Source organism: Acidimicrobiales bacterium (assembly GCA_041394185.1).
GTDB lineage: Bacteria > Actinomycetota > Acidimicrobiia > Acidimicrobiales > Poriferisodalaceae > JAAETH01.
In genome coordinates this window covers 366,321-390,898 of sequence record JAWKIQ010000003.1, presented here as the reverse complement: position 1 = coordinate 390,898, position 24,578 = coordinate 366,321, and the positions used below count along the sequence as shown (strand labels likewise).

At 65.0% G+C, this 24,578-nt stretch carries 29 protein-coding genes and 1 tRNA gene; 11 read left to right on the top strand and 19 right to left on the bottom strand.

What is annotated here, in order from left to right:
• Window positions 1–21: 21 nt before the first annotated feature.
• Window positions 22–984, bottom strand: coding sequence for an SPFH domain-containing protein (locus tag R2770_15305; GenBank protein MEZ5281827.1), 963 nt, complete (start codon window positions 982–984; stop codon window positions 22–24).
• A gap of 2 nt (window positions 985–986) precedes the next feature.
• Complete coding sequence (locus R2770_15300) at window positions 987–1,409, bottom strand: NfeD family protein (GenBank protein MEZ5281826.1); 423 nt, start codon at window positions 1,407–1,409, stop codon at window positions 987–989.
• Between the two features lie 166 nt (window positions 1,410–1,575).
• Between R2770_15300 and mca the strand changes: the two genes are divergently transcribed.
• Together mca and R2770_15290 are read left to right on the top strand one after the other, a co-directional pair.
• Window positions 1,576–2,445, top strand: a complete 870-nt coding sequence (mca, locus tag R2770_15295; GenBank protein MEZ5281825.1) for a mycothiol conjugate amidase Mca — start codon at window positions 1,576–1,578, stop codon at window positions 2,443–2,445.
• A 5-nt stretch (window positions 2,446–2,450) separates the two neighbouring features.
• A complete protein-coding gene (locus R2770_15290) occupies window positions 2,451–2,834 on the top strand; it encodes an SCP2 sterol-binding domain-containing protein (protein MEZ5281824.1) in 384 nt (127 codons plus the stop codon).
• Here R2770_15290 and R2770_15285 read toward each other — a convergent pair.
• The 4 genes from R2770_15285 to R2770_15270 are packed head-to-tail and all read right to left on the bottom strand — an operon-like array spanning window position 2,831 to window position 5,645.
• Window positions 2,831–3,670: a ChbG/HpnK family deacetylase gene (locus R2770_15285; GenBank protein MEZ5281823.1), complete on the bottom strand. Its 840-nt coding sequence runs from the start codon at window positions 3,668–3,670 to the stop codon at window positions 2,831–2,833. The genes R2770_15290 and R2770_15285 overlap by 4 nt on opposite strands.
• Before the next feature lie 10 nt (window positions 3,671–3,680).
• Window positions 3,681–4,271, bottom strand: coding sequence for a thermonuclease family protein (locus tag R2770_15280; GenBank protein ID MEZ5281822.1), 591 nt, complete (start codon window positions 4,269–4,271; stop codon window positions 3,681–3,683).
• A 1-nt stretch (window position 4,272) separates the two neighbouring features.
• A complete protein-coding gene (locus R2770_15275; protein MEZ5281821.1) occupies window positions 4,273–5,442 on the bottom strand; it encodes a steroid 3-ketoacyl-CoA thiolase in 1,170 nt (389 codons plus the stop codon).
• A gap of 44 nt (window positions 5,443–5,486) precedes the next feature.
• Window positions 5,487–5,645, bottom strand: coding sequence for a hypothetical protein (locus tag R2770_15270; GenBank protein ID MEZ5281820.1), 159 nt, complete (start codon window positions 5,643–5,645; stop codon window positions 5,487–5,489).
• A 65-nt stretch (window positions 5,646–5,710) separates the two neighbouring features.
• Between R2770_15270 and R2770_15265 the strand changes: the two genes are divergently transcribed.
• The gene (locus R2770_15265; protein ID MEZ5281819.1) at window positions 5,711–6,340 is read left to right on the top strand and encodes a hypothetical protein; all 630 of its coding nucleotides are present in this window, start codon (window positions 5,711–5,713) and stop codon (window positions 6,338–6,340) included.
• A 182-nt stretch (window positions 6,341–6,522) separates the two neighbouring features.
• On the opposite strand, the gene R2770_15260 is transcribed toward R2770_15265, so the two are convergent.
• On the bottom strand, window positions 6,523–7,464 hold the full coding sequence (locus R2770_15260; protein MEZ5281818.1) for a hypothetical protein: 942 nt from the start codon (window positions 7,462–7,464) through the stop codon (window positions 6,523–6,525).
• Window positions 7,465–7,471: 7 nt separating this feature from the next.
• Between R2770_15260 and R2770_15255 the strand changes: the two genes are divergently transcribed.
• The 3 genes from R2770_15255 to R2770_15245 all read left to right on the top strand — a co-directional run bounded on the left by R2770_15255 (window position 7,472) and on the right by R2770_15245 (window position 8,929).
• Window positions 7,472–7,576 (top strand) — tRNA-Ser (locus tag R2770_15255).
• 350 nt (window positions 7,577–7,926) lie between these two features.
• Entirely contained in the window at window positions 7,927–8,613 is a 687-nt protein-coding gene (locus R2770_15250; GenBank protein ID MEZ5281817.1) for a DUF2625 family protein, read from the top strand.
• A gap of 133 nt (window positions 8,614–8,746) precedes the next feature.
• Window positions 8,747–8,929, top strand: coding sequence for an SMI1/KNR4 family protein (locus R2770_15245; protein ID MEZ5281816.1), 183 nt, complete (start codon window positions 8,747–8,749; stop codon window positions 8,927–8,929).
• Between the two features lie 297 nt (window positions 8,930–9,226).
• Here R2770_15245 and R2770_15240 read toward each other — a convergent pair whose 3' ends face one another.
• A complete protein-coding gene (locus R2770_15240; GenBank protein ID MEZ5281815.1) occupies window positions 9,227–10,645 on the bottom strand; it encodes an amidase in 1,419 nt (472 codons plus the stop codon).
• 71 nt (window positions 10,646–10,716) lie between these two features.
• Between R2770_15240 and R2770_15235 the strand changes: the two genes are divergently transcribed.
• The 3 genes from R2770_15235 to R2770_15225 all read left to right on the top strand — a co-directional run bounded on the left by R2770_15235 (window position 10,717) and on the right by R2770_15225 (window position 12,953).
• Window positions 10,717–11,697 carry an LLM class F420-dependent oxidoreductase gene (locus tag R2770_15235; GenBank protein ID MEZ5281814.1) on the top strand — a complete coding sequence of 327 codons (981 nt, stop codon included), beginning with the start codon at window positions 10,717–10,719 and terminating at the stop codon, window positions 11,695–11,697.
• A 33-nt stretch (window positions 11,698–11,730) separates the two neighbouring features.
• Window positions 11,731–12,348: a peptide-methionine (S)-S-oxide reductase MsrA gene (gene msrA, locus R2770_15230; GenBank protein ID MEZ5281813.1), complete on the top strand. Its 618-nt coding sequence runs from the start codon at window positions 11,731–11,733 to the stop codon at window positions 12,346–12,348.
• Between the two features lie 80 nt (window positions 12,349–12,428).
• Window positions 12,429–12,953, top strand: a complete 525-nt coding sequence (locus tag R2770_15225; GenBank protein ID MEZ5281812.1) for a hypothetical protein — start codon at window positions 12,429–12,431, stop codon at window positions 12,951–12,953.
• 27 nt (window positions 12,954–12,980) lie between these two features.
• On the opposite strand, the gene R2770_15220 is transcribed toward R2770_15225, so the two are convergent.
• Window positions 12,981–13,175 carry a hypothetical protein gene (locus R2770_15220; protein MEZ5281811.1) on the bottom strand — a complete coding sequence of 65 codons (195 nt, stop codon included), beginning with the start codon at window positions 13,173–13,175 and terminating at the stop codon, window positions 12,981–12,983.
• Between the two features lie 104 nt (window positions 13,176–13,279).
• Between R2770_15220 and R2770_15215 the strand changes: the two genes are divergently transcribed.
• Window positions 13,280–13,714: an Lrp/AsnC family transcriptional regulator gene (locus tag R2770_15215; GenBank protein ID MEZ5281810.1), complete on the top strand. Its 435-nt coding sequence runs from the start codon at window positions 13,280–13,282 to the stop codon at window positions 13,712–13,714.
• Window positions 13,715–13,717: 3 nt separating this feature from the next.
• Here R2770_15215 and R2770_15210 read toward each other — a convergent pair whose 3' ends face one another.
• The 6 genes from R2770_15210 to map all read right to left on the bottom strand — a co-directional run bounded on the left by R2770_15210 (window position 13,718) and on the right by map (window position 18,654).
• On the bottom strand, window positions 13,718–14,446 hold the full coding sequence (locus R2770_15210; GenBank protein ID MEZ5281809.1) for a mismatch-specific DNA-glycosylase: 729 nt from the start codon (window positions 14,444–14,446) through the stop codon (window positions 13,718–13,720).
• A gap of 27 nt (window positions 14,447–14,473) precedes the next feature.
• Window positions 14,474–15,589, bottom strand: coding sequence for an LLM class F420-dependent oxidoreductase (locus R2770_15205; protein ID MEZ5281808.1), 1,116 nt, complete (start codon window positions 15,587–15,589; stop codon window positions 14,474–14,476).
• 181 nt (window positions 15,590–15,770) lie between these two features.
• On the bottom strand, window positions 15,771–16,319 hold the full coding sequence (locus R2770_15200) for a phosphatase PAP2 family protein (GenBank protein MEZ5281807.1): 549 nt from the start codon (window positions 16,317–16,319) through the stop codon (window positions 15,771–15,773).
• Window positions 16,316–17,167: an alpha/beta hydrolase gene (locus tag R2770_15195; protein ID MEZ5281806.1), complete on the bottom strand. Its 852-nt coding sequence runs from the start codon at window positions 17,165–17,167 to the stop codon at window positions 16,316–16,318. The genes R2770_15200 and R2770_15195 overlap by 4 nt, the downstream gene beginning before the upstream one ends.
• 1 nt (window position 17,168) lies before the next feature.
• Window positions 17,169–17,609 carry a LysM domain-containing protein gene (locus R2770_15190; GenBank protein MEZ5281805.1) on the bottom strand — a complete coding sequence of 147 codons (441 nt, stop codon included), beginning with the start codon at window positions 17,607–17,609 and terminating at the stop codon, window positions 17,169–17,171.
• A gap of 61 nt (window positions 17,610–17,670) precedes the next feature.
• Window positions 17,671–18,654 (bottom strand): type I methionyl aminopeptidase, encoded by a 984-nt coding sequence (gene map / locus R2770_15185; protein MEZ5281804.1) that lies wholly within the window; start codon window positions 18,652–18,654, stop codon window positions 17,671–17,673.
• 156 nt (window positions 18,655–18,810) lie between these two features.
• Between map and R2770_15180 the strand changes: the two genes are divergently transcribed.
• Window positions 18,811–20,319, top strand: a complete 1,509-nt coding sequence (locus R2770_15180; GenBank protein ID MEZ5281803.1) for a M23 family metallopeptidase — start codon at window positions 18,811–18,813, stop codon at window positions 20,317–20,319.
• Here the strand turns inward: R2770_15180 and R2770_15175 are convergent.
• From R2770_15175 to R2770_15160, 4 genes are all read right to left on the bottom strand, one after another.
• The gene (locus R2770_15175) at window positions 20,306–21,205 is read right to left on the bottom strand and encodes an SDR family oxidoreductase (protein ID MEZ5281802.1); all 900 of its coding nucleotides are present in this window, start codon (window positions 21,203–21,205) and stop codon (window positions 20,306–20,308) included. The genes R2770_15180 and R2770_15175 overlap by 14 nt on opposite strands.
• A gap of 85 nt (window positions 21,206–21,290) precedes the next feature.
• Complete coding sequence (locus R2770_15170) at window positions 21,291–22,901, bottom strand: acyl-CoA synthetase (GenBank protein MEZ5281801.1); 1,611 nt, start codon at window positions 22,899–22,901, stop codon at window positions 21,291–21,293.
• A gap of 83 nt (window positions 22,902–22,984) precedes the next feature.
• Window positions 22,985–23,749 (bottom strand): crotonase/enoyl-CoA hydratase family protein, encoded by a 765-nt coding sequence (locus R2770_15165; GenBank protein ID MEZ5281800.1) that lies wholly within the window; start codon window positions 23,747–23,749, stop codon window positions 22,985–22,987.
• A 2-nt stretch (window positions 23,750–23,751) separates the two neighbouring features.
• Window positions 23,752–24,549, bottom strand: coding sequence for an enoyl-CoA hydratase/isomerase family protein (locus R2770_15160; GenBank protein ID MEZ5281799.1), 798 nt, complete (start codon window positions 24,547–24,549; stop codon window positions 23,752–23,754).
• Window positions 24,550–24,578: the final 29 nt, after the last annotated feature.

The window sequence follows — 24,578 nt, the reverse complement described above, 5'->3', positions numbered from 1 at the left end:
CGCCCCGGCAAAGCCGAACGGCTACTCGTTGCTGGTACGCACGGCGACATCGTCGGTGCGCATGGCTTCGGCGATGCCCGCCACGGCGCCGAGCACGCCGGCGAAGTCGGCAGGCACAACCAGCTTGGTGGCCTGACCGTCGGCCAGGGCGGTGAGTGCCTCGAGATACTTGATGGCCAACAGGTCCTGGGTGGGCTCGCCGTCGTGGATCGCTTGGTAGACGGCCCGCACAGCGTCGGCCTCACCGGTGGCCACTGTCTGAAGACGGAACTGCTCGGCCTCGGCAACGGTGCGAACGGCCTGTGCGTCGCCCTCGGCGGTCAGGATCGCCGACTGCCTGTTGCCCTCGGCGCTCAGAATGGCGGCCTGCTTCTCGCCCTCGGCTCGCAGGATCTGCGATTCGCGAACGCCTTGGGCCTCGGTGACCACGGCACGCCTGGTGCGTTCGGCCTTCATCTGCTCGTGCATGGCAGCGACGACCTCGACGGGCGGGTCGATCCTTTGGATCTCGACCCTCACCACGCGCACGCCCCACTTGTCGGTGGCGTCGTCGAGGATGTTGCGGAGGGCGGCGTTGATGGTGTCGCGAGAGGTCAGCGCGGCGTCCAGGTCGAGGTCACCGACCAGGTTCCTGAGGTTTGTCTGGGCCAGCTTGGTGACGGCCATGACGAAGTTGGCGACGTTGTACACCAGGCGCTGAGGATCTGTCGGTTCGTAGAACACGACAGCGTCGACAGCGACCACCACGTTGTCCTTGGTGATGACTTCCTGGGGTGGTACGTCGACCACCTGTTCGCGCATGTCGACCAGACGGATGGTGTCGACGAAGGGAATGATGAACTGGAGCCCAGGGTCGGTGGTGACCTTGTACTTGCCCAGGCGCTCGACGATGCCCCGTTGATAGGGCCGGACGATCTTGATGGCAGAAGCCAGGAAGACCAGCACCAATACGGCCACTACGGCCAGTGCGATTACGACGGGCATGATCAGCTGCTCCCTTGTTCTACGTCGGCGGGAACAACGATTACGCGGGTTCCCTTGACTTCTGCGACTCTGACGATGGTTCCTTGTGGCAGCTCGGTGTCGTTTGCGCTCTCCGCCACCCAGATCTCAGCACCAAGCTTGACCCGGCCTGCCGCTGTTGGGCCTGCCGGCACGGTTTCGACGACGGGGCCTATCTCGTCGAGGAGGCGAGTGACGCCGACCCCTTTCGGAAGGGGTACGTCGTCGTCGTGTTTTCGGATGTACTTCAACGCCACCCAGAACAACGCCGCGCCGCCGGCAATGAAGACGATCCACTGAATTGGGACCGGAACGCCAAGGGCCGAAAGCACTAGGGCCACAGCCGCCGACACGGCGAACGGCAGGAGGTAGAACCCGGGCGAGATCATCTCGCCGACTACGAACACGCCGGCCAGAACCAGCCAGATCAGTGCCCAGTCGCCCGCATCCATCACAAACCTCCACGTCCTCGACGGCGTCGGTGTGAGGCCGTCAGGCCGTACCAACAATGTAGGGCTACAACGGCGCCAGGGCCCGGTTGGTTCCGGTCGCACGCTTGCTAGCGTGCGCAGAATGTCAGCCGAAAGCCGGGCCGCCGGCGAGCCCCTGTCGATCCTGACCGTCCACGCTCACCCCGACGACGAGAGCTCGAAGGGCCCCGGAACCATCAGGCGCCTCGCCGACGAAGGGGTCAGGACCACCCTCGTGTGCTGCACCGGAGGCGAAGCCGGCGACATCTTGAACCCGGCCATGGACAGGCCCGAGGTGGTCGACAACCTCGGCGAGGTGCGTCGCCGTGAACTCCAGCGTGCCGCCGACATCATCGGATACGGCGAGATCATCTCGCTGGGATATCGCGACAGCGGCATGCCAGACAGCGAGCACAACAAACACCCCGAGGCCTTCGCCAATATCGATACCGACGTGGCGGTCGCGCGGCTGGTCGAGATCATCCGGCGGGTCCGGCCCCAGGTCATCGTCACCTATCCAGAAGACCAATCGCGGTACCCGCACCCCGACCATCTGAAGGTCACCGAGATCAGCCTGCCCGCTTGGGATCTGGCGGGCGACCCAGACGCTTTCCCCGAATTGGGCGAACCATGGGTTCCTCTGAAGCTCTATTGCTCGATGTGGAGCCGTCGCCGCATGGTGTTGGTGCACGAGAAGTTCGCTGAACTTGGCCTCGAGTCGCCCTACGACGAGAAGTGGTTCGATCGGCCCGACCAAGACCACCACATCACCACCTCGGTCGAGGTCGACAACTCGATCCGCAGGCTGGCTCTGTTGGCGCACGAGACCCAGATCGATCCGACCTCACCCTTCTGGTTCGGGCTCCCCGATCACGTCCAGGATGCGATCCACCCATTCGACGACTACATGTTGATGAGGTCGCGAATCGACACCACCATGCCCGAGACCGACCTGTTCGCCGGCCTGAGGTGAGCGCCTTGTCTGCAATCGGTTCCGACGAGTGGATACAAGCCTTCGGCCAGGCGTTTGACGGTGTCGGTCTGGCCGAGGTCGACGTCTCCATCAGCCATGCGGTCGAGAAGACTCCGGCCGGAAAGGTGTCGTGGACCGAGAGGTGGAAGGGCGGCAAGCTCGCATCGGTGGCGCTCGGGGCCGACAAGGCGGCCGACATCGCGTTCACCACCAAGTGGTCAGACTTCTTGACCTACGTATCGGGCGATCGCACCCCATCGGTGATGTTCATGCAGGGGCGGCTGAAGATGACCGGGGACATGAGAATGCTGCTGGCCATCCTGCCGTCGATGGATCGGGATGGCTTCGTGTCTGGCTTGGCCCGGCTGGGTGCCGCCACCGACCGCTAGACGCCTTGGCGGCTGTGACCGGCGCGGACGAGATCTCTGAGGTCGCGGTAGCCGATCAACCTCACGTCGGCGTCGGCCAGCCTGGCGGCCACAGTGTGATCGGTCAGCAGCCCGAGGTCGTCGATCATCGTCTGCCAGCCGTTGGTGATGGCTTGTAGTTCCGAGGTGGCCACTGCGGGGGTCAGGCTGACCTCGGTCACGCCGGGTCGCAGGTCTTGCAGGAACTGTTCGATGTTGCCGGTCGATAGCCCGGCAACGACGCGATCCGCGTGCACCAACCCGCGGTCGGCAGCCAAGGCGGCGACTGGAAAGCCGGCCCTGTCGAGCGTGGTGTCGTCTGCCAACCTGACCGGAAGTGCGAACTCTTCGGCCAACTCGGCTATCACGTCGAACAGTTCGGGGCGCGAGATCATGACGTCGCCTTGGCTGGCCAAGTGGGTGACATCGATGCCCCACAGAACGGCGCGTTCGATCTGGGCGCGGCACTCGCGATAGACCTCGCTGGGGTCGGCGTGATCCCAGACGTCGGCGGTGGTCCTGGGAAACCCGCCGTCGCCGCCCAGCAGAGACGGTGCGTGGGTTATCGGGCCCCACTGATAGTGCTCGAACTCTGACGTGAGGGTCAGCGAAACCCCAATGTCGTCGCCTCGATAGTCGGCGGCGGCACCGCGGGCCCACGGGCACGGAACCCGCAGCCTGGCCGCGGTGGCAACACCCTCGCGGGTGGCCTCATACACGCCTCGGTTGCAGGCATGGCAGGTTCCCAGACCAGCGGCAACGATGATCACGGCGCGGGTGTCGGGGGCCAGCCCCAACCCTTCGAGCAGGCTCGACATCGGTTGAACGCTACCCGGACTCGGTCAATACGACATCGGGGCCACCGCAAGCGCCCCACAGACCCAGGTCGAACTCGCGGGCCCTCCGCTGTGCCTCTTCGAGTTGGGCGGCACGAGCCGTGTTCGGTTCGTACCGGAACGCAGCGGCATATCCGTCGCGGACGAGCAGCTCGTTGATGAACCCGTCGGAGCTGTACACGTACGCCAGCAGGCGGTCGTACTGGTCGCGTGGTTCCTGGTCGAGCTCGAGGTACACCCCTTCGCCCTCGTCGAGCAGTTGGCGCATGCGTTGTGTGGCCTCGTCGCCGTAGCACTCGGCATCGCGCAGGCCTCCGGTCTTTTCGGGCGTGTCGATGCCGATGAGGCGAACAGTCTCTTGGACACCATCTAGGTCGACCTCGATAGTGTCGCCGTCTATCACCCACATCACCCTGGCGTTGGGCACGATCGGCGCAGACGCGGCCGCGGTTGAGGTGGTGGCAGGGGCGGCGACAGTTGTTGTGGTGGTGCTGAAGCTGCCCGAGTCGGCGGTGGATGTCGAGCCGGTGCCCAGGCCGCAGCCGCTGAGAAGAACGGCCGCGGCCAACAGGCGTTTGATCACGTCAGATTCGCTCGATGATGGTGCCGGTGCCCAGCCCGCCACCACAGCACATGGTGACCAGGCCGAACTGCTTGTCGGTCCGGACCAGTTCGTGGACCGCCTTGGTGAGCAGGATCGAGCCGGTGCCACCCAGGGGGTGGCCAAGTGCGATTGCGCCGCCGTTGGGGTTGACCGTGTCCATGTCGGGCTGCATCTCGCGGGCCCACGCCAAGACCACCGAGGCGAAGGCCTCGTTGATCTCGACGACGTCGATGTCTGACATGGTGAGCCCGGTGCGGGCAAACAGGTGCCGCGTGGCCTCGATCGGGCCGGTGAGCATCAGCTCGGGGTCGCTGCCTACCAGGCAGGTGTCGACGATGCGCGCCAGCGGGTTGAGGCCCAGCTCTGCGGCCTTTTCGGCTGTCATCAGCAGGACGGCGCCGGCACCGTCGGAGATCTGTGAGGACGACCCGGCGGTGTGAACGCCGTTCTCGCGGGCGACGGGCTTGAGCTGCGCCAGGCTTTCCAGCGTGGTGTCGCGAAGCCCGCCGTCGCGGGTGACGGTGCGCGTTTCGCCAGTGGGGTTCCCCTCGGCGTCGAGCACGGGGGCTTCGACTGGGATGATCTGGGTGGCAAAGCGATCTTCGGCCCAGGCCTGGGCGGCGAGCTGCTGGCTGCGGAGACCGAACTGATCGCACTCTTCGCGGGTGATGCCCCACTTGTCGGCCATGCGTTCGGCGCCCTCGAACTGTGAGGTGTGCTCGTAGTGCTCGGTGTAGCGCTCGGTTGCGGTCTTCTTGCCCTTCTGGAAGGCGGATCCGATTGGGGTGCGGGTCATGGTCTCGACGCCACAACCGATGGCGGAATCGACCACGCCGCTGGCAACCAGCCCGTACGCGAGGTTTGTCGCCTGCTGGGACGAGCCGCACTGGGCGTCGACGGTGGTGGCGGCGACCTCGAGCGGGTAACCGTTCTGGAGCCATGCGGTGCGCGCGATGTTGAAGGTCTGTTCGCCTACCTGCGAAACGCAACCGCCGACGATCTGGCCGATCTGGCGGGGGTCGACCCCGCTGCGCTCGATGAGCCCCTTCTGGATGTCGGACAACAGATCGGACGGGTGGACACCGGCAAGTTCGCCATTGCGCCTCCCAACGGGGGAGCGGACGGCGTCGACAATCACGATTTCGGACATGGAATCAACATAGCTGTGAGGTACGGGGGCACCCAACGCGGCGTTCACGCGGCGTCGTCGAGAAACGCCGGCTTGGTGGCTTCGAGGATCTGGCGGGCTGCAGCGACCCCGCGCCGCCCCCGCTCGCGCACGTCGGGGGCCAGGCGCCAGTCACGGCCGGCTCCGTCGTTTCCGTCGATGAGGATCAATCGATTCGCTGACATGCCGATGAGTCTGCATAGGGGGTGGGACATTCACCCCCGCCCGACGCCGCGCAGGAGTCGATGCGATGAGATGGATAGCAATTGGTGCGGCCCTGGCCCTGGTCGCCCTGGTGGTGCACTGGCAGTGGTCGGGTACGCGTCGGGGCGGCTGGATGGTGTTGGCTGCGATCGTTCTCCTGCCGAGCGGGTTCTTCGCGTGGCGTGAATACACACTCGAATCGAAGCTGAGTGAGGTCGTCGAGTACGTGGCCGAACGTCCGGGCGCCACCGCCAACTGTCAGGGTTTCCTGCGCGAGTTCCGCCTCGACAGAAACCTCGGCGAGGTTGCGTTCGACGGCAAGGGCGGCACCTCCAGCGTCGCCCAGTTGCGCAGCGGTGTGTGCAGCGAGCTGCGCAGCTTCATAGGGGGTGGCTACAGCCGCCCCAGCTACGACGAAATCGTGGCCGTACATGTGCTGACCCACGAAGCGATTCACGTGGCGGGTGTCACCAGCGAAGCCGAGACCGAGTGCATCGCCATGCAGCGGTCCAGAGATGCCGCGATGATGCTGGGAGCCAGCGCGGCGACGGCCGACGCAATGGCCGCCCACTACTGGTCTTCGGTATTTCCGAGGATGCCCGGCTCGTACCGGGCCCTCGAGTGCTTTGAGGACGGCGATCTCGACCTCACCCCAGGCGACGGGGTGTGGCCCTGACCCGTCCAGGCGCAGATTTGTGACCTTTGTCGGTACTGCCGCGGAAGAAACGCGGCGCCTCGGCGGCTACGGTAGGGGCAGGACTTGTGTCCTGACCCGATCCACGACGACCTGGCTGAGACATGTCAATTGCAGAGACGACTCCAGTAGCCGCCAAGCGACCGACCGGGCTGAAGCCGGTCCTAGATGTGATCCCCGAAAGTTGTTACAAGCGATCCACGGCGCGGGGTGTGGGCATCATCGCCCGAGACTTCCTCTTCTATGGCCTCGCTATCTGGGGTCTGTTGTCCACCAACAACCCGCTGTTGCTGGTGCCGCTGTGGATCTTCGCCGGTATATCGGTGGCCAGCCTGTTCGTAATGGGTCACGACGCAGCTCACGAGGCGCTGTTCGACTCGAAGCGCCTCAACGCTTTCTTCGGCCGCTTGACGATGCTTCCCTCGTGGCACGCCACCGAGTTGTGGGTGTTCGGCCACAACCGCGTTCACCACGGCCACACCCTCAAGCAGGGCTTCGACTTCGTCTGGCATCCCGCTACGCCGGAGGAATACGCCCAGATGGGTTGGCTGAAGCGTTTCAGGCACCGGTTCGAGTGGGGTCCCTTCGGTGCCGGCGCCTATTACCTGCGCGAGGTCTTCTTCAACAAGATGGTGCGCTTCAAGCCGCCCAAGCGCTGGGCCAAGGCCATGTGGCGCGATCGAGCCATCGTTGCGGCCTTCGTCTTCGGCGCGCTTGCGCTGCTGGTCGTCACCAATGGTGTCGGGGGCGGTCTGTGGGCCTGGGTCAAGGTCGTAGTGGTGCCGTTCTTGCTGTTCTGCCAGGCCATCGGCTGGGTTGTCTACGTGCAGCACATCGACCCCGCGATCCGCTGGTGGCCGCGCCGCGAGTGGAACCGGTTCCGCGGCCAGGTCGAGGGCACGACGGTGTTGATCGGCCCGCCGGGCTGGGATTTCTTCTTCCACTGGATCATGGTGCACATCCCGCACCACGTGGATGCTCGCATCCCCTGCTATCGCCTGACCGAGGCCGCCCAGGCAATCAAGCGGTCGTTCCCAGACGAGGTCGTCTGGAAGAAGATCAAGGTCCGCGACTATTTCCGGTCGGTGCGCACCTGCAAGCTCCACGACTTCGAGAGCGGCAGGTGGCTGCCGTACTCGGCTGCCCGGTCGCTGCCGTCTGCTTCCTGATCAGCCTTCCAAGCTGATGATGCGGGTTCGATTCCCGTCGTCCGTTCTACGCGAAACCCCAGGTCAGGAGTGATTTCCTGGCAGGGGGAGCTCAACTCCGATGGGTCCCGCGGGCCGTCGTGCCTAGACGTACCTACCGTGTCGGCACCGTGGAGTAGCAGCCTCTGACGGCCCGAGCACGTTCCTCGGCAGCAACGCCAGCCAGCTGTCCAGCGGCCGCTACCGGCATTCGGAGAGTGGGAGTCGGGCCGTTCAGTAGATTCAACCGGTGAAGGCCGGTCGAGGGGTGTCGTACGATCGCAGCATGGCAAGGCGTCGGGGATCGGTGGGGTCCGAGTGCAATGAGTTGTTGGCTCTGATGTCCGGTGGAACCTCGGTTATCGACACGGTCGGGGCGCAATGATCCCGATCGAGGAGCTCGTCGAAGTTGACGACCCGGCGTGGCCAGCGCTGAGCGAGCGACTCCGCGAGGCCGAAAGCCGAGTCGTCGTTATGCCTATCGATGAGAGCGCGGGACGAGAGTGCCTGCATCGCCTCCAGGTCTCTGCTCGCTCGACGATGGGCGCGTTGGCACTTCACACCAGAGGCCTGCTCATCGATCACGGCTGGTTGCGGATTCTCGGCGGCGGAGCCGACCGACTGACCGACCTCGCGACCGCGAACTCTGATGAGCTGTCAGGTGCGGGCGGAGGCGGCGTACTGAACATCGGTCATGACGTTCTGGGCGGGCGTTTCGCGATCAATGGAGGAGCGTTGGAGGGCGAGCCCGGTGAAGTTCACTTCTGGGCTCCCGACACGCTCACCTGGCTGCCCTTGGGGAGCGGGTACTCCGGCTTCATCACGTGGTGCCTGTCGGGCGACCTCGACAGCTTCTACGCGGACCTCCGCTGGCCAGGGTGGGCCGACGAGATCGATCGGCTTGCGCCTGATCAGGGCCTCTCCGTGTGGCCACCGCTCTGCACAGCGGAGAGCAGGCCGATCTCTGTGACGTCGCGTCGAGCAGTGCCGTGGACGGAACTCGCCAGCCTCCTCGACGAACTCTCCGGCTTGCCGGCCGGACCTGTCAACTTCCGCGTCATCGACTGAGCCGCACGCTAGACCTCGCAGGCCCGCGATGATCGCATTCTTGCGGTACTGAATTGAACTCCGCTGGCCATTCGAGCGGATCGTCAGCGACAACATTCTGTTCCGAGGTTCGCGAGGCTTCCGGGACCTCTACATGCCTTTCGACCCGCTGCTCTTCTTCGCCGACACCGGAAACGGCGACCAGTTCGCATTCGTTCTCACGCCGCCACGAGATGACATCTTCGTCTGGGATCATGAGACCGACAGCCGAACTTGGGCAGCGGGCAGCCTTGACCAGTATCTGCAGTGGTGGGCCGACGGAACGCTCAAGATCTGAGCTGAGTGAATCGTCCGACTATTCGCGTTCTTGCGATGTCGCGTCCTGTGGCTGACGTCTCTTCGAGCTGCGCTTCTCGCTTGAGCCGGCGGCACGACGGATCACCTACCGGTTGACCGGATCGTCCGGCTCAGCACCTTCCACAGCACCGAAACAACGAGCGAGTCGAGATCGCCAGGGCTCGCGCGAGTCGCCACGTCTCGACCGTCAAGTGGTGGCGTCCTTCCCTGACGAAGTGCCGAAACGCCTCGAGGACGCAATCCAGGTCGCCGCCGCCGACATCGACGGCGTGTGAGGTCAGCCCTGCGGGCGGGCGATAGCCGGCCAGCGGTCTATTTCGATGGCGCTCTCTAGCGCCTTGGCGACCTGCAGCAGGTAGCGGTCTTTGCCGTGCGCCGCCACGAGCTGGATGCCAACGGGTAGCCCCTCGGGTGTGAAGCCTGCCGGCAGCGACAGGGCAGGGCAGCCGGTGACGGTTATGTCGCTGCAACTGCGCATCCACTCGATGTAGTTGCCCATCTCGACACCGTCGATCGAGCTGATCCACTCGGTGTCGACCGGGAAGGGCGGAACCTGGCTGACCGGGCATGCCAGCACGTCGTACTCGCCGAAGAAGTCGACCACCCCGGCGTGTATCTCGGCCTGCGAACGCACCGCGTCGGCCATGTCGCTGAGCGGGCGCCTGCGGGTTTCGTCGATGTTCCAGACCACGGTCGATTTCATGGCGTCGGGGTGCAGGTCGCGCAGTTGGCCCAGCTTGGAAGCGAACTCGACCGCACGCATCACCTGGAAGACCTCACCGGCCGCGCCGAGATCGGGGCAGGCGTCGTCGACGCGGGCGCCGAGCGTGTCGAACACTCCACGAATTGGGGCGAGCGCTGCCGTCACCGCGGGGTCGACAGGCAACCCGGTGAGGTTCGGTGCCCAGCCGACACGGACGCCGCGCAGGTCTGCGGGGTCGAGCGGTGCGGCAAACACGGCCGACTCGATGTGGGGCGACACCATCACCCTGGCGTCGGGTCCGGCGATGGCAGACAACAGCAGGGCTACATCGTCGACGGTTCGCCCCATCGGGCCCACCACACCCCATGGGGCCCAGATACTGCCCGAGGGCCAGGACGGAACCAGGCCCGGTGTCGGGCGCAAGCCGACGACGTTGCAGAACGACGCCGGATTGCGCAGCGAACCACCCATGTCGGAGCCGTCGGCCACAGGCACCATGCCGGTCGCCAAGGCCACGGCCGCACCGCCAGACGACCCGCCGCAGGTTCGGCTGGGGTCATAGGGGTTCAGCGTGGCGCCGAAGACGTTGTTGAAGGTCTGGCTGCCGGCACCGAACTCTGGTGTGTTGGTCTTTCCGATCTGCACCCCACCGGCGCTGCGCATGCGTTCGATGATGAGGTCGTCTTTGTCGGGTACGTCGTCGGCGAACAGTGGCGAGCCGTGGGTTGTGCGTATGCCCTCGGTGCGCGCCAAGTCTTTGTGGGCCATCGGAAGCCCGTGAAGCACCCCGAGCTGCTGGTTTCGGGCCAGCGCCTGATCTGCGGTCTGTGCCTGGCTCAGCGCCCGTTCGGGCACCAGGGTGACCACGGCGTTCAGGTGGGGGTTCACCCGATCGATCTGCTCGAGGTGGGCTTCCAGCAGCTCGACAGCCGAGATCTGCTTGCTGATGAGCAGCCTGTGCTGTTCGGTGGCCGATTCGAATACGACACTCACGATCGGCAACGCTACGGTTCGAGTTGTCCTCGGCCAAAACGGTTGTTGCCGCCATACCCAGATGGAGAGTCATGCCAGTTCCACAGCGCTTCGGAATCACCGTCCCCCTTGGTGGTCAGCCACTCCACGCCCAGCGCGACTCGATCGTCGAGTTGGCCGACTTGGGCTACACCGATCTGTGGACCGCCGAGAGCGACGGGTTCGACGGGTTCACCCCGTTGGCGCTGGCCAGCCAATGGGCGCCATCGATGCGTCTCGGCATAGCCATCGTCCCCGCCTACACCAGGGGTCCTGCCCTGATGGCCCAGACGGTGTCGGCCATCTGCAGTGCGGCGCCCGGCCGGTTTGCGATGGGCCTGGGATCTTCGTCGAACGTGATCGTCGAGCGCTGGAACGGCATCGCCTTCGAGGAGCCATACAAGAAGACGCGTGACATGGCCCGCTTCTTGAAGGCTGCGTTGACCGGCGAGAAGGTCGTCGAGTCGTACGAGACGTTCGAGGTCAATGGCTTTCGGCTGTCGTCGCCGCCCGAGCAGCAGCCGCCGATCCTCATCGCGGGGCTGCGCTCTGGGATGCTTCGAATGGCGGGCCGTGAGGGCGACGGCGCCATCATCAACTGGCTGGGCGCCGAGGATGTTCCGACCGTGACCCAGTACGTCCACGAGGGCGGGCCCGACAAGGAGATATGCGCTCGAATCTTCGTGTGCCCCAACCCCGACACCGAGACGGTAAGGGCTCAGGCCAAGCGGGCCATCGCCGCATACATGAACGTTCCGGTCTATGCCGCCTTCCAGCAGTGGTTGGGTCGCGGCGACCGTCTGCAGGGCATGTGGGATGCGTGGAGCGCTGGTGATCGCAAGGCCGCGCTGGATGCCATCCCCGACTCGGTGGTCGATGAGCTGGTCGTGCACGGCTCACCCGAAGAGTGCCGCGAACACATCGACCGTTATCACGCCAACGGGGTGACGACGTCGGCCATCGCTATCCTTCCATTCGGAGGGATAGATCCCCTCCAAGCCGCACGAGACCTTTCACCTGCTGCCCGGAGCTGAACCATGCCGTTCTTCGGTCGAGACAAGACCCGCATGATCGAACCCGATGAGGCCCTGCCTGGCCGGTCCATGTCGATGCCCGTCCCGGCCGGCCACTTCATCAACGGCAACCCGCTAGAGGGCCCTTGGCCCGACGGGTTCGAGACGGCCGTGTTCGGCATGGGTTGTTTCTGGGGTGCCGAGCGCAAGTTCTGGCAGGCCGAAGGCGTCTATTCGACGGCGGTCGGTTACGCGGGCGGGTTCACGCCCAACCCCACCTATGAAGAGGTGTGCACCGGGAAGACGGGTCACAACGAGGTCGTGCTGGTCGTGTTCGATCCAGACGTCGTCGACTTCGAGGGCATCTTGAAGATCTTCTGGGAGAACCACGACCCCACGCAGGGCATGCGACAGGGCAACGACATCGGCACCCAGTACCGCTCGGGCATCTACTACAACTCGCCCCAGCAGCAAGAGGCCGCCATCAAGACTCGCGATGCCTTTCAGGCCCAGCTGAGCGAGGCCCGGTTCGGGCAGATCACCACCGAGATAGTGCCTCTGGGCGACTTCTACTACGCAGAGGATTACCACCAGCAGTACCTCGGCAAGGTTCCGAACGGATACTGCGGTTTGGGTGGCACCGGTGTGTCCTGCCCGGTCGGGGTTCTCTGAACGCGTTGACAACGCCAGTCTTCGTCACTGACCGTGAGCCATTAACCACCGGTTAACGATCATCGGCTAGACACTGCGTCATGATGAAGAAGATGATCCTCGGCGTTTCGGCGTTCGTTCTGTTGCTCTCGGCGTGTGGGGGAGACGATGGCGACGACGGGGCTTCCGAACAAGAACAAGAAGTAATCGCCGCGCTCAGGTCGCAGGGTGGCGACAGCGCCAGCGCAGCCCCCATGGACGACCTGAGCGATGAAGAGGTGTCGTGTATTGCCAAGGGCATCGTCGCCGACGACGAACTGCTTGATTCGATCCTCGCCGACACCGAGTTCGAGGACCTGACGGTCGAACAGCAGGTCGACGCATTCGGCATGATGGTCGATTGCGCCGGCGACACCCTGGCCGGGGTCATGGCCGACGGCATGATGGAGGACAGCGGTCTGTCCGAGGAGCAGGCTCGGTGCTTCGCCGACGGTGTCATCGACGACCGTGACCTGATGGTCGGTTTGTTGCAGGCCTCGTCGGGCGGTGAGCCCGACGCCGACCTGATTCAGGCCATGTTCGGCCTGTTCGACGAGTGCGGAGTGTCGCTCAGCGATCTCGGCTAGCCGATGGCTCGGCTGCCGCAGTAGCGGCTAGGCGGTGAGTGCCAGCGGGTGCGAGAAGCCCAGATCCGACGCATGTGTGTGAAGGATCGTGAAGCTCAATTGATCGCACCGCTGGCACCGCCACCAGGCGATGTTGCGGGCATCGCCGCGGTCGACGAGCTCGACCATGTCGGCGGTGACGTTCTGGAATCGGTGGCAGGTGGTGCAGAAGTGGCCGTTCATCTCGAATCTCTCCGTTGCTGTCCCTACGGATGAGTGTGAACGAGCTTTGGCGGAATGTGGCACCGATTTGACGCCATGCAAGGCCGATGCTGTGATTTCATGTCGTGATTGACTCAATTGACCGCATGATCCTCCGTGAATTGCAGCGAGATGGTCGCCAGAGCAATCGCGAGCTGGCCGACAAGGTGGGCCTCAGCGCCAACGCCACGGGCGTGCGGCTGAAGCGCCTGTTCGAAGACGGCTACGTCGTAGGGGTCCATGCCCGTCTGAACCAGCCGGCCCTCGGACGTCCGATCGAGGCGATCGTCGAGTTGCGGTTGGTCTCTGGAGTGCACCCCGACCAGGTGGTCGAGTTCTTCCGCTCGGACCAGAGGGTCATCGAGGCGTGGCACATCACGGGCCGCACCGACTATCTGGTCAGGGTTGCGGCCGAGTCGACGAAAGATCTCCATGACCTGCTGCAGGAGATGGGCACGCGCAGGGGTCTGGTTACCGACATCGTCACCAGCCTGGTCCTCGAACGCATCTGGGCCCAGTGAGGCTCAGTTCGGTCTACCGAGTTCGATGACGGCCAACATGTGAGAAACCAGGTCGTCGTGGTTGGTGTGGGCGTTGAGGCCCGAGGGGTTGGGCATGACATATGCGGGTCGGCCACCGACCAGGGTTTCCTGCAAGCCGAGCGTCGCAGAACGGTTGTCGGAGGCCGCACGCCATCCGGTCACGCCGAGAACACATACGACTCGTGGGGCCAGCAGATCGACCAGGCCTTCGAGCCGCGTCATTCCGCTGTGATACTCGGCCCGGCGCAGCTCCGAAGCCCGAGCCGTCGGCCGTTTCACCAGGTCGGTGAAGCCGACGTGATGGTGCTGTAGGGCGTGTCGAGGCTCTCCTCGCCTGGAGACCAGGCCCGCTGCGATGGCCGCCTTCCAGAAACGATTGGATGGCCCCGCAAACCCGAAGCCGGCATCGCACGCGACCAGGCTCGGGTTCAGGCCGACGATCAGCACCGACATCTCGCCGTCCACACAGTCGGCCAGGCTCTGAGGCCTCGACACTCGATACTCGAGCTCGCGCCCCGCAGGCGTAGCGGTCTCGGACCGGCCTTCGATGGTCAGGCCCGCTCCATGGAACAGCAGGTCGATCTGACGGTCGTCGAGGGCCTGTGGGGTGACCCGGATTGTCGCGTCGCCGCCCACCTGCAGCGCGGTGTGCAGGTCGTGCAGCGTCAAGGCCAGCTCCGAGGCCTCGGAGCGCGGGCTCGTCGTCGCCATGGTTGCGTGTGTAAGGGCAGCCGGGCTTCAGAACCTGCCGGCGGCGGCCCTGATGGTGGCCTCGGCGACGGCGCGGCGATCGGCCCCCCACGGCAGCGGCATGAGGATCGGGTGATCGACCCCGGCGTCGACATAAGACGCAACGAACGAGTTGACCTGGGCCGGCGTCCCGATGAAGTCGATGGCCTGCACCATCTCGTCGGAGATGGCCTCGACTGCGCCGTCGCGGTCGCCGGCCGCGTAGCGCTCGCGCAGCTGGTCGATCTCTGCCTCGAATCCGGCGTGACGGAACATGCGGGCATAACCCTCCGCCATTGCGTAGCCGAACAGGTCGCGCCTGGCGTACGGAGCCGCCTCGTCGAAGTCGCACACACCCGCGTGTACATAGGCGAAGATCTGGGCATCTCCACCCTCGCGGATCTCGTCTATCGACTCCTGGACGTGTGAGGCGGGCAGGTAGTTCAGCAGAACCGCGTCGGCTAGCTCGCCGCCCAGGCGCAACATCTGGGGGTTGAGCGCTGCCAGCACCAGCTTGGGGCGGCGATCGCCCAGCCGTACGCCCAGCCGAAACTTGCGGACGCTCCAGAAGTCGCCGTCGAAGGTCACCGGTTCGCCCGACAACAGTTCCCTCAGCAACACCAGGTACTCGCGCATCTGGGCGATGGGTCGGTTCTGGTAGTCGGCGCCGTGCCATTGCCCGGCAACAACGGGGGTGCTGACCCCAACCCCGAGATAGATGTCGCGGTGGGGTGCCAGCGCCTGCAGCGACGCGGCCGACATCGCTGTGACCGAAGGAGACCGAATCTGCATGGGCACCACGCCCGTGCCGAGGTCCAGCCCGGGTGCTGCCACAGCGGCGGCTCCCAGCAGGGTGAAGGCGTCTGTGGCGTTCGCTTCTGCGGTCCAGAACGACGAATAGCCTAGGTCTTCGGCCATCGACGCAATCGAGGGCGCCGAGTGGGGGCCGAGCGCGCCGAGGCTCGCAAAGGTCAGTCCGAGAGGGGCGGGGTCGTCATGAACCGCGACCCTACAAGTCGCGCCGCCATTGGCGCCGGTGGTGTGTAGTGTGATCAGATCGGAAGCGCCGCCGGAGGGGAATTCGAAGCGGCTCCCAAACGTTGGAGAAGTCGATGACCGAAGCACCAGAATCCACAGTCCTCGACGAAGCCCTCGCCATCATCGATCGCGGTCTCAAGGACATGATCCAGCGGGGCTGGTGTCGACCAACGAGGTCGCTGACCTCTTGCTCGACGTTCGAGCGATCCTTGTTCAGGCGGACAAGCAGGTCGAGGTCGCCACGGCCTGATCGGCCGTGTCGCACATATCAGGAGCGCCGGCTCAGTAGTCGGTTTGCCAACCTGCCGAGAATCACGCCAGTGGCGAGTCCCGCAACTACGTCACTGGCGTGATGCATCTTCACGTGGATGCGGCTGCATGCCACGACTATTCCCGCGGCGTACCACAACGGCCCGAGCCTGCTTCCCCGGCTCAGGACGGCTGCTGCTGTCATGGCTGCGGACGCGTGGCCGCTGGGAAACGACGAGGTCAGCGGCTGCCTGACGTGATGTTTGGTGTCGAGATCGTCGCGGCGGGGTCTGACGCGCTTGAACAGGCGCTTGATCCCCTGGTTGACCAGCAGCGATTCGACGCCCATTACCGAGCTGAGCCGCACAGCGAACCCGGCGTCGCCGCGGCGGGCTGCCTCGAGGGCACCGCTCAGATGCCAGATGGTGCTCCAGTCGCCCAAGGTCGACGCCGTGTACATCACCCGATTGGCCACCGCATTGTTTCGCAGAGGCTCGAATGCTCGGTCGACGGCCTGGTCGAAGGCATCGACAGCAGGGCCGAACGGGCCAGGGTCTTGTGTTGTCATCGCAGCGACGACAGGAAGTCCCTGACGCGCCCGCCCACCAGTGCGGGGTCTTCGAATGGCCCGAAGTGCGACAAGGCGTCGTCTTTGTGGAACTGGGCGTGTGGCAGCTCTTGGGCCACCCCTGGTGCATACATGGGTGGGCCTGGTTCGGCTCGTCCCGAGGCCACCAATGCCGGCATCTCGACGGTTGGTAGGTCCTCGAAGATGCCGATCTGGGAGTTCATGAAGACTTCGGCCTCGATGTGGGGCGGGCACTTGAGGGTGACCGAGCCGTCTTCGGTGTCTTCGAAACCCTCGTCGACATACAGCCGAAGAACCTGGCGGTTGAGGCCGTCGAGCGGTGGCCTGCTGGAGTAGCGCTCGAATGCTGCTTCGCGAGACTCGAATGTGGCTCTGCGGCGTCTGGCCCCTTCGGCGATGGGTGAGTCGCGGCGTGTCGCCGCCGCGTCGCCGACGGCCGGGAAGATGATGGGTTCGAACAGGTACGCACCGCGCACCGCGTCGGGATTCTTCAGGCATGCCGCAGTGATGGCGGCTCCGCCCATCGAGTGCCCGAAGCCCAGCACCGGCGAACCGATGTAGTCGAACGCTGCCAAGACATCTTGGGTGTGTCCCCACCACGACATCGAGATCCCCTCGGGGGTGACCGAGTCGCCGTGGCCTCGCATGTCGATGGTCCACACGTGGAAGTCCTCGAGCAGCGACTGAATCATCGGCGCGTAGACGGCACCCAGGAAGCCGGTTGCGTGGCAAACCAACACCGGATCGCCCGACCCGCCCATGTCGTGCAGCGCGGGCCGCACGCCGTCGGTCGACTCGAGCAGCACGGTGGGGAACTTCGAAGCCAACTCAGCCTCCTGCTGTTGTGGTTGTTGCATCGGGCTCTGTTGTGGTGGTCGTGTTGCGCAACTCGGGCAGCGTCGGCGCAGTTGTCGAGTCGAGCTGTAACGGGGCCTCGGTGGTGGTGGTCGCCGCAGCTTCGTCGATCTCGGGAATGATGATCTGATCGCCTACCGCGATGCGCCCTGGGTCGCCGATGGTGGGATTGGCGTCGAGCAATTGCTGCAGGGTCAGGCCGAACGAGGCCGCCACCGCAGACAGGGTGTCGCCCTGTTGGATCGCGTAGATCTTGGGCCCGGGCGGCTGTGTGGTGGTGGTTGTGGTCAGCGCCGAGGGCGCTGTGGTCAGCACGCTTTGGCTGGTCGGTGGCGGTTCGGACGACGAGTCTGAAGAACCACAGGCCGCAAGCGTCAGCAGAAGAGTCGAGACAATCGGGAGCAGGCGCTTCACGGGCGACAAACTTAGCTTCCATGCGGGCGCCAGGCTCGAACGCCCGGGCGCGAGTTGGATATCAGACCGCAACACCCTCGGCCGTGGGCAGCGTCGAGGGCCAGACCGAGCGGTCTTGCCCGGCCATGAAGGGCTGGGGCTCGTGCTCGCCGATGGTGAGAATCTCGACGCCGTCTTCGTGGACCACGAGGGTGTGTTCGAACTGGGCGCTGTGGCTGAGGTCGACCGAGGTCGCTGTCCAGTCGTCGTCCCACATCTGGGCACGCCAGTTGCCCACGTTGATCATCGGTTCGATCGTGAACGTCATGCCCGGCACGATTTCGAACCGATGCTTGGGGTCGTAATAGTGCGGAACGTTGGGCTTCATGTGGAAGATGGGGCCGGTGCCGTGGCCCACGAACTCGCGCACCACCTGGAAGCCGTTCGATTCGGCGTGGGCCTGTATCGCCTTGCCGATCTCGTTGATCTGCCCGCCGGCTCGAACCGCCCCGATGCCGTGATACAGGCATTCTCGGGTGACGGTGACCAGTCGCTTCGAAACCTCGTTGACCTCGCCGACCAGGAAGGTCTCGCTGGTGTCGCCGTGAACACCGTCGAGGTAGATCGTCACGTCGCAGTTGACGATGTCGCCGTCTTCGAGCTGGCGCGAGTCGGGGATTCCGTGGCAGATGACCTCGTTGACCGACGTGCACAGCGACTTGGGGTAGCCGTTGTAGTTGAGCGGGCTGGGATAGCCGCCCTCGGCTATGTAGGCCTCGTGGGCCACCTCGTCGAGGTGCTCGGTGGTGACGCCAGGGCGGATCTCGGCGGCCACCTTGGCGAGAACGCGCCGTGCGGCGCGACCGGCCAGGCGCATGCGCTCGATGGTGTCCTGGCTCTGTGACAACGACTCGGGCTCGCGAACGATGGGGTAGCCGCGCTCGGCGTACTCGGGTCGGGGGATGTCGATTGGGACCTGGCGCATCGGCGAAACGATGCCGGGACGCACCGGTCTGGTGTTGCTGACCGCGTTGCGCGCAGCGGGACGTCGCTTTCGTCGTGCCATGGAAACGATTCTACAGAGCGGCCCCAGAATCGGCCCCTTGTCGGGACGTGTGAACCGCCCCGCCTGCCCGATCGCTCAAGCACGCATGGCAGATGCCGATGAGTAGGTGTGATTGCGATCTTGACGCTCAAGTTTCAAATGTTACGATCCGATGTCATGCCCATGCGTTCGTCGTTCAAGCGGTTCACGGTGCTCGCCCTAGCGTCTGTGCTTGCGCTGCCCTTCTTTGGCCCCGCCGCCAGCGCGTCCGATGGCTGGTCGAACGTCGTCGAAGGCGGCGACGAGATTCGCGATATCGCCTATCCACTGGGCGGCGGTGAGGGCTTCTACGTAGACACGTGGCTTTACCCGCGCGGGTCGCGCCGCCACATCGGCGTCGACATGATGGCCGAGAAGCTGGTGCCGGTTCTGGCCGCCAACGACGGTTGCGTCACCTATCTCGACTATGGGGGCCCGGGGGGCGGCAACATGTTGACCCTCACAGACGACGACGGGTGGCAGTACCGCTACATCCATCTGAACAACGACACGCCCGGCACCGACGATGGGGCAAACCCCTACGAGTGGGCCTTCGTCGGTGGCCTCGAAGAAGGCGACTGTGTTCGCCGAGGCGACCACATCTCCTTCGTCGGCGACAGTGGCAACGCCGAGGGAACGGGCGCCCACCTGCACTTCGAGATAAGGCGCCCCGACGGCAACTGGATAAACCCGTTCTATTCGGTCGAAGCGGCCCGCAACGCGCTGGCCGGCGATCCCGACGACATGGACGAGCCTGCGCCCAGCCAGACAGAGCAGACGCCCGGAGAGGGATCGGCCGAATGTGTTGTGGGCGAGCGGACGGCCCCCGAGGCGTCACCTGATGCGGCGACCGCTGCCGGCTACTGGGTGCTCGCCGACGACGGTTCTGTCAGCGCAATCGGCGTAGAGCACTACGGCGACCTCACCGACATCGAGGGTGCGGCGGCGCCGAGCTCGATGGCGCCCACACCCACCGGCCTCGGCTACTGGATCGTCGATGCCGACGGCGTGGTGCACCCGTTCGGAGATGCCCAGGCGTTCGGCGACATGAGCGGCTTCGACCTGAACGGACCGGTCAGGCGGATGGAGCCCGATCCCGACGGCCGTGGCTATTGGCTGGTAGCCGACGATGGCGGTGTATTCGCCTTCGGCTCGGCGCCGTTCCACGGGTCGACCGGGGCCATGAGGTTGCGCCAGCCGGTCATCTCGATGTCCTCTACAGCGGCTGGCGACGGCTACTGGCTGATCGCTTCTGACGGCGGCGTGTTCACCTTCGGCGGCGCCAAGTATCACGGGTCGACCGGTGGCATGACGCTGGACGCTCCGGTCATCGACATGGCGGTCGAACCCGACGGCGGTGGCTATTGGCTGTATGCCTCTGACGGTGGTGTGTTCAGCTTCGGCGTCGAGTTCTTCGGCAGCCTGCCCGGCTTGGGTCGCTGTGACCTGGCACCCGCCGTGGCCATGCGCCCAACCCCCACCGGTTTGGGCTATTGGATCCTCACCGCCAGCGGTGAGGTCATCGGGTTCGGCGACGCTGCCCAGTTCGATACAGCCGCCGAGATGCCTGAAGGGGCGACAGCCATAGACCTGGCCATCGCCCCTCCGCAAGCATCAGATGTGGATCTGGCTGCTATTCGCCTTTGAACGCCTTCAGTAGAGCGGCGAACTCGTCGGCGGGTCCGCCCGGAACCGTGTAGCCGGTCTCGTCGCGGATCTGGTCGAAGGCATCGCGAACGTCTTCGACCGAGTGGCCCGCCTTGTACCAGCCCTCGGTCATGCCGATGAAGAAGCGGGCGACACGTCCGCCGGCAACCGAGTAGATCTCGCCGCTGACCGGGCAGTCTTCGTGCACCAGCCAAGCCACCGTGGGTGCGACCATCGCAGGGTCGAGGTTGTCGGCCAGCGGGCCCAGTAGCTCTTCGGTCATGCGGGTGCGAGCGACCGGTGCCAGGGCGTTGACCTTGATGTTGTACTTGGCGCCCTCCGCGGCCAGCACTCGCGTGAATCCGACCAGGCCCATCTTGGCGGCGCCATAGTTGGCCTGCCCGAAGTTGCCGAGAATGCCAGAGTTCGACGAGGTGTTGACCACGCGGCCATAGCCCTGCTCGCGCATCTTCACCCACGCGGGGCGGGTGACGTAGAAAGCACCCTTCAGGTGCACGTCGATGACCGGCGTGACCATCGAGTCGTCCATGTTGTGGAACGTCTTGTCGCGCAAGATGCCGGCGTTGTTGATGACGATGTCGATCTGACCGAACTCGTCGAGGGCGGTCTGCACGATGGCGGTGCCACCCTCTTCGGTTGCAACCGAGTTGTGGTCGGCGACGGCGATGCCGCCCGCGGCCTCGATCTCGTCGACGACCTTTTGGGCTGCGCTGGCGTCGCCACCGCTGCCGTCGACGGCACCACCGAGGTCGTTGACGACTACGCGGGCGCCACGCGAGGCCAGCAACATGGCGTGTTCGCGGCCGAGGCCACCACCTGCACCGGTGACGATCGCCACCTTGTTGTCGTAGCCGAGGTCAGCCATTTGTATCTCCTGTCGGGGGTTTCTCCGGCAGGCGATGCTAGCTGCCCGTTCGGCAGGTTCTGGGCAGTGCAGGGGCCCGGTGGGGTCAGGCGCCGAGCTGCGCGGCTGCGTAGTCGGAAAGCCGCTTGTAGTCGACCTTGCCGTTGGCGGCCCGGCCGATCGTGTCGATGGTGAGGATGCGCTTGGGCGTCTTGTAGCCGGCCAGCTCTTCGCGAACGAACGCTATGACTGCGTCGGGGTCGAGCTGTTGTCCGGCTTCCATCTCGACCACACCGGTCACCGCTTGACCGAAACGTTCGTCTGGAACACCCACCACGACCGCGTCGTGGATCGATGGGTGGGTCTTGAGCCGCTCCTCGACCTCTTCGGGGAAGACCTTCTCGCCGCCGGTGTTGATGCACACTGAGCCGCGTCCCAGCAGTGTCAGCGAGCCGTCGGCTTCGACGATCGCATAGTCGCCTGGTGTCGAGTAGCGCTCGCCATCGATGGTGATGAAGGTGCGGGCCGTCTTCTCGGGGTCTTTGTAGTAACCGATGGGCAACACGCCCTTGACCGCTACGCGACCCATCTGGCCCGACCCGGGTTCGACACGGTTGCCGTCGTCGTCGATGACGATCGCTCGCTCGCCGAGCTCGAACTTGGCGGTCTTCACGGTGCCTGCACCTGTGGAAACCGACTGGCCCATGCCCAATGCCTCAGACGAGCTGAAGGCGTCGACCAGCATCATGTTGGGGTGATGACGCAGCAGGCCGTCCTTGGTCTCCTGGCTCCACATGACCCCAGACGAGGTGATCGCCACCAGCGACGAGATGTCGGGGTTGCCGCGCGCATCGAGCGCCCGCACGATGGGTTTGGCGAAAGCGTCTCCGACGATGGCGAGGCGGTTGACGCTCTCGCGCTCGATCACGTCGATCAGTTCATCGGCGTCGAAGTGGTGGTTGGTGAGGGTGATGACGGTGCCGCCGCCGTGCAGCACGGCGTGAGACGTGAACGCACCGGTGCCGTGCATCAGCGGGCAACACGGCACGGCTATCGGTGTTGGCGGGGCCAAGGTGTTGGCGGCGATCCAGTCGAGGTCTTGTTCCTCGGGCAGCTCTGGGTTGTTGGCCCTGAACACCTTCAGCAGTTCGTCCTGGGGCCACATGACACCCTTGGGCATGCCGGTGGTGCCGCCGGTGTAGAGCATGTAGAGGTCGTCGCCGCTGCGGCCCCAACTGCTCGACACGTTGTCGGCGGTGCCGGCTTGGGCCGCCTGCTCGTAGGGCGTTGCCCAATCGGGGCATGGACCGGTGCCGTCGTCGATCCACAGGTAGAGCTTCAGGTCGGGGAGGTCTCCGCGAATGTGTTCGATGTTCTCGACGAACATGCCCTGGAAGACCACGGCCACGGCGTCGGAGTTGTCCCACAGATAGCGCAGTTCGTGGTCTGTGTAGCGGTAGTTCGTGTTGACCGGCACCAGCCCGGCCTTGAAAATGCCGAACTGCGACTCCATGAATTCGGCGCAGTTGTACATGTACTGGGCGACCTTGTCCTGGGCCTTCACGCCTGGGATCGCCAGCAGCGCGGTCGCCACACCATTGGCGCGGCGGTTCATCTCGGACCAGGTGACGCGTGTGTCGCCGTGGATCAGCGCCTCACGGTCTGGCACCGTGGCCGCGTTCGTCTCCCAGATATCCGCGAAATTCCAGCCAGACACGTGGTCCCCCTGTTGGTCGGCTTCGATCAGGTTTCGAATCGTAGCTATGCGGAGGTTCGGGGCCCGAATCGGTGCCCGGTGGATCAGTCGAACGCGCCGTGGCGTCCCGCGCCCTGCGCGAAGCGGGTGGCGCCCTCGCGGGTTTCGCCCGAGTTGATGACCTCGAGCCCCAGCGCCGTCTCGTGCAACATCGCAGCAGCGAAGTCGAGGTCCCACTGCCGCTTGCTGGATGCGAGGTCAGAGCGCATGCACCGCTGTGGGAACGCGGCCATCTGGGTGGCCATTTCCAGCGCAGCGTCGAGAGCCTTGCCCGGCTCGACGATGCGATTGGCAAGGCCCATTTGACGGGCTTCGTCGCCGCTGACGCCGCGCCCGGTGAGTATCAGGTCGGCAGCGTTGCTTTGGCCTATGAGGCGCGGCAACCGCACCGTGCCGCCGTCTATCAGCGGAACTCCCCACCGCCTGCAGTAGACCCCGAACACGGCGTCTTCGGCAGCGACGCGCAGGTCGCACCAAACGGCCAGTTCGAGCCCACCGGCGACGGCGTGACCCTCGACAGCGGCGATGGTGGGCTTCGACAGGGTCATGCGGGTGGGTCCCATGGGCCCGTCGCCCGTGGGCGTAACTCGATTGCCGGTGCCGGCTGACACGGCCTTGAGGTCGGCGCCGGCACAGAACGTTCCCTGCGAACCGGTGAGGATGGCCACAGCGAGCGAGTCGTCGGCGTCGAAGTCTCGAAACGCTGCCGCCAGTGCCTGAGCGTGCGGCCGGTCGACAGCGTTGCGTACCTCGGGCCGGTCGATGGTGACGACCAGGGTCTTGTCGTGGGTGTCGGTGAGAATGGCCATGTTCAGTTGAACCTCGGCTTGCGCTTTTCTTCGATGGCGGCGATGCCCTCTTGTACGTCGGGGCCGGTGAAGCCGAGCATCTCGAGCGCCACCGACGTGTCGAATGTGGGGCCGGCCATGCGCAGCCAGTTGTTCAGCGAATACTTGGTGAACTGGATGGCCGACTGCGAGCCCTGGGCGAGATTGGTTGCTACGCGCATGGCCTCGTCGAACGTCTCACCCTCTTCGACCACCTTCGACACCAGGCCTATTCTCTCGGCCTCTTCTCCACTGATCATCTCGCAGGTCAGCAGGTAGTACTTGGCCTTGGCCATGCCGCACAGCAGGGGCCAGATGATCGCCGAGTGGTCACCGGCCGCCACGCCGAGCTTGGTGTGGCCATCCATGAGCTTGGCGTTGCGCGCGGCGATGGAAATGTCGGCCAGCAGAGCAACGGCGATGCCCGCGCCCACTGCGGGCCCTTCGATGGCCGAGATGATGATCTTGGAGCACTTGGCCATGTTGTAGACGATGTCGCGAGCCTCTCGCAGGGTGGCCAGGCGGGTATCCCAGTCTTGGGTGATGCGCTTGACCATGTCGATGTCGCCGCCGGCAGAGAACGCCTTGCCCGCTCCCTTGATCACCACAACGCGGACGCGATCGTCGCGGTCGATGACGGGCCAGACATCGCACAGAGCCATGTGTTTGGGTTCGTCGACGGCGTTGAGGCGCCCCGGCGTGTCGATGGTGATGACCATCACACCGTTTTCGTCTGGTTCGGCGATGTCGAGGGCGGAGAATGCGGCGTAGCGATCTGACATGGCGTCGAAGCTAGTCGTCCACCTGTGAC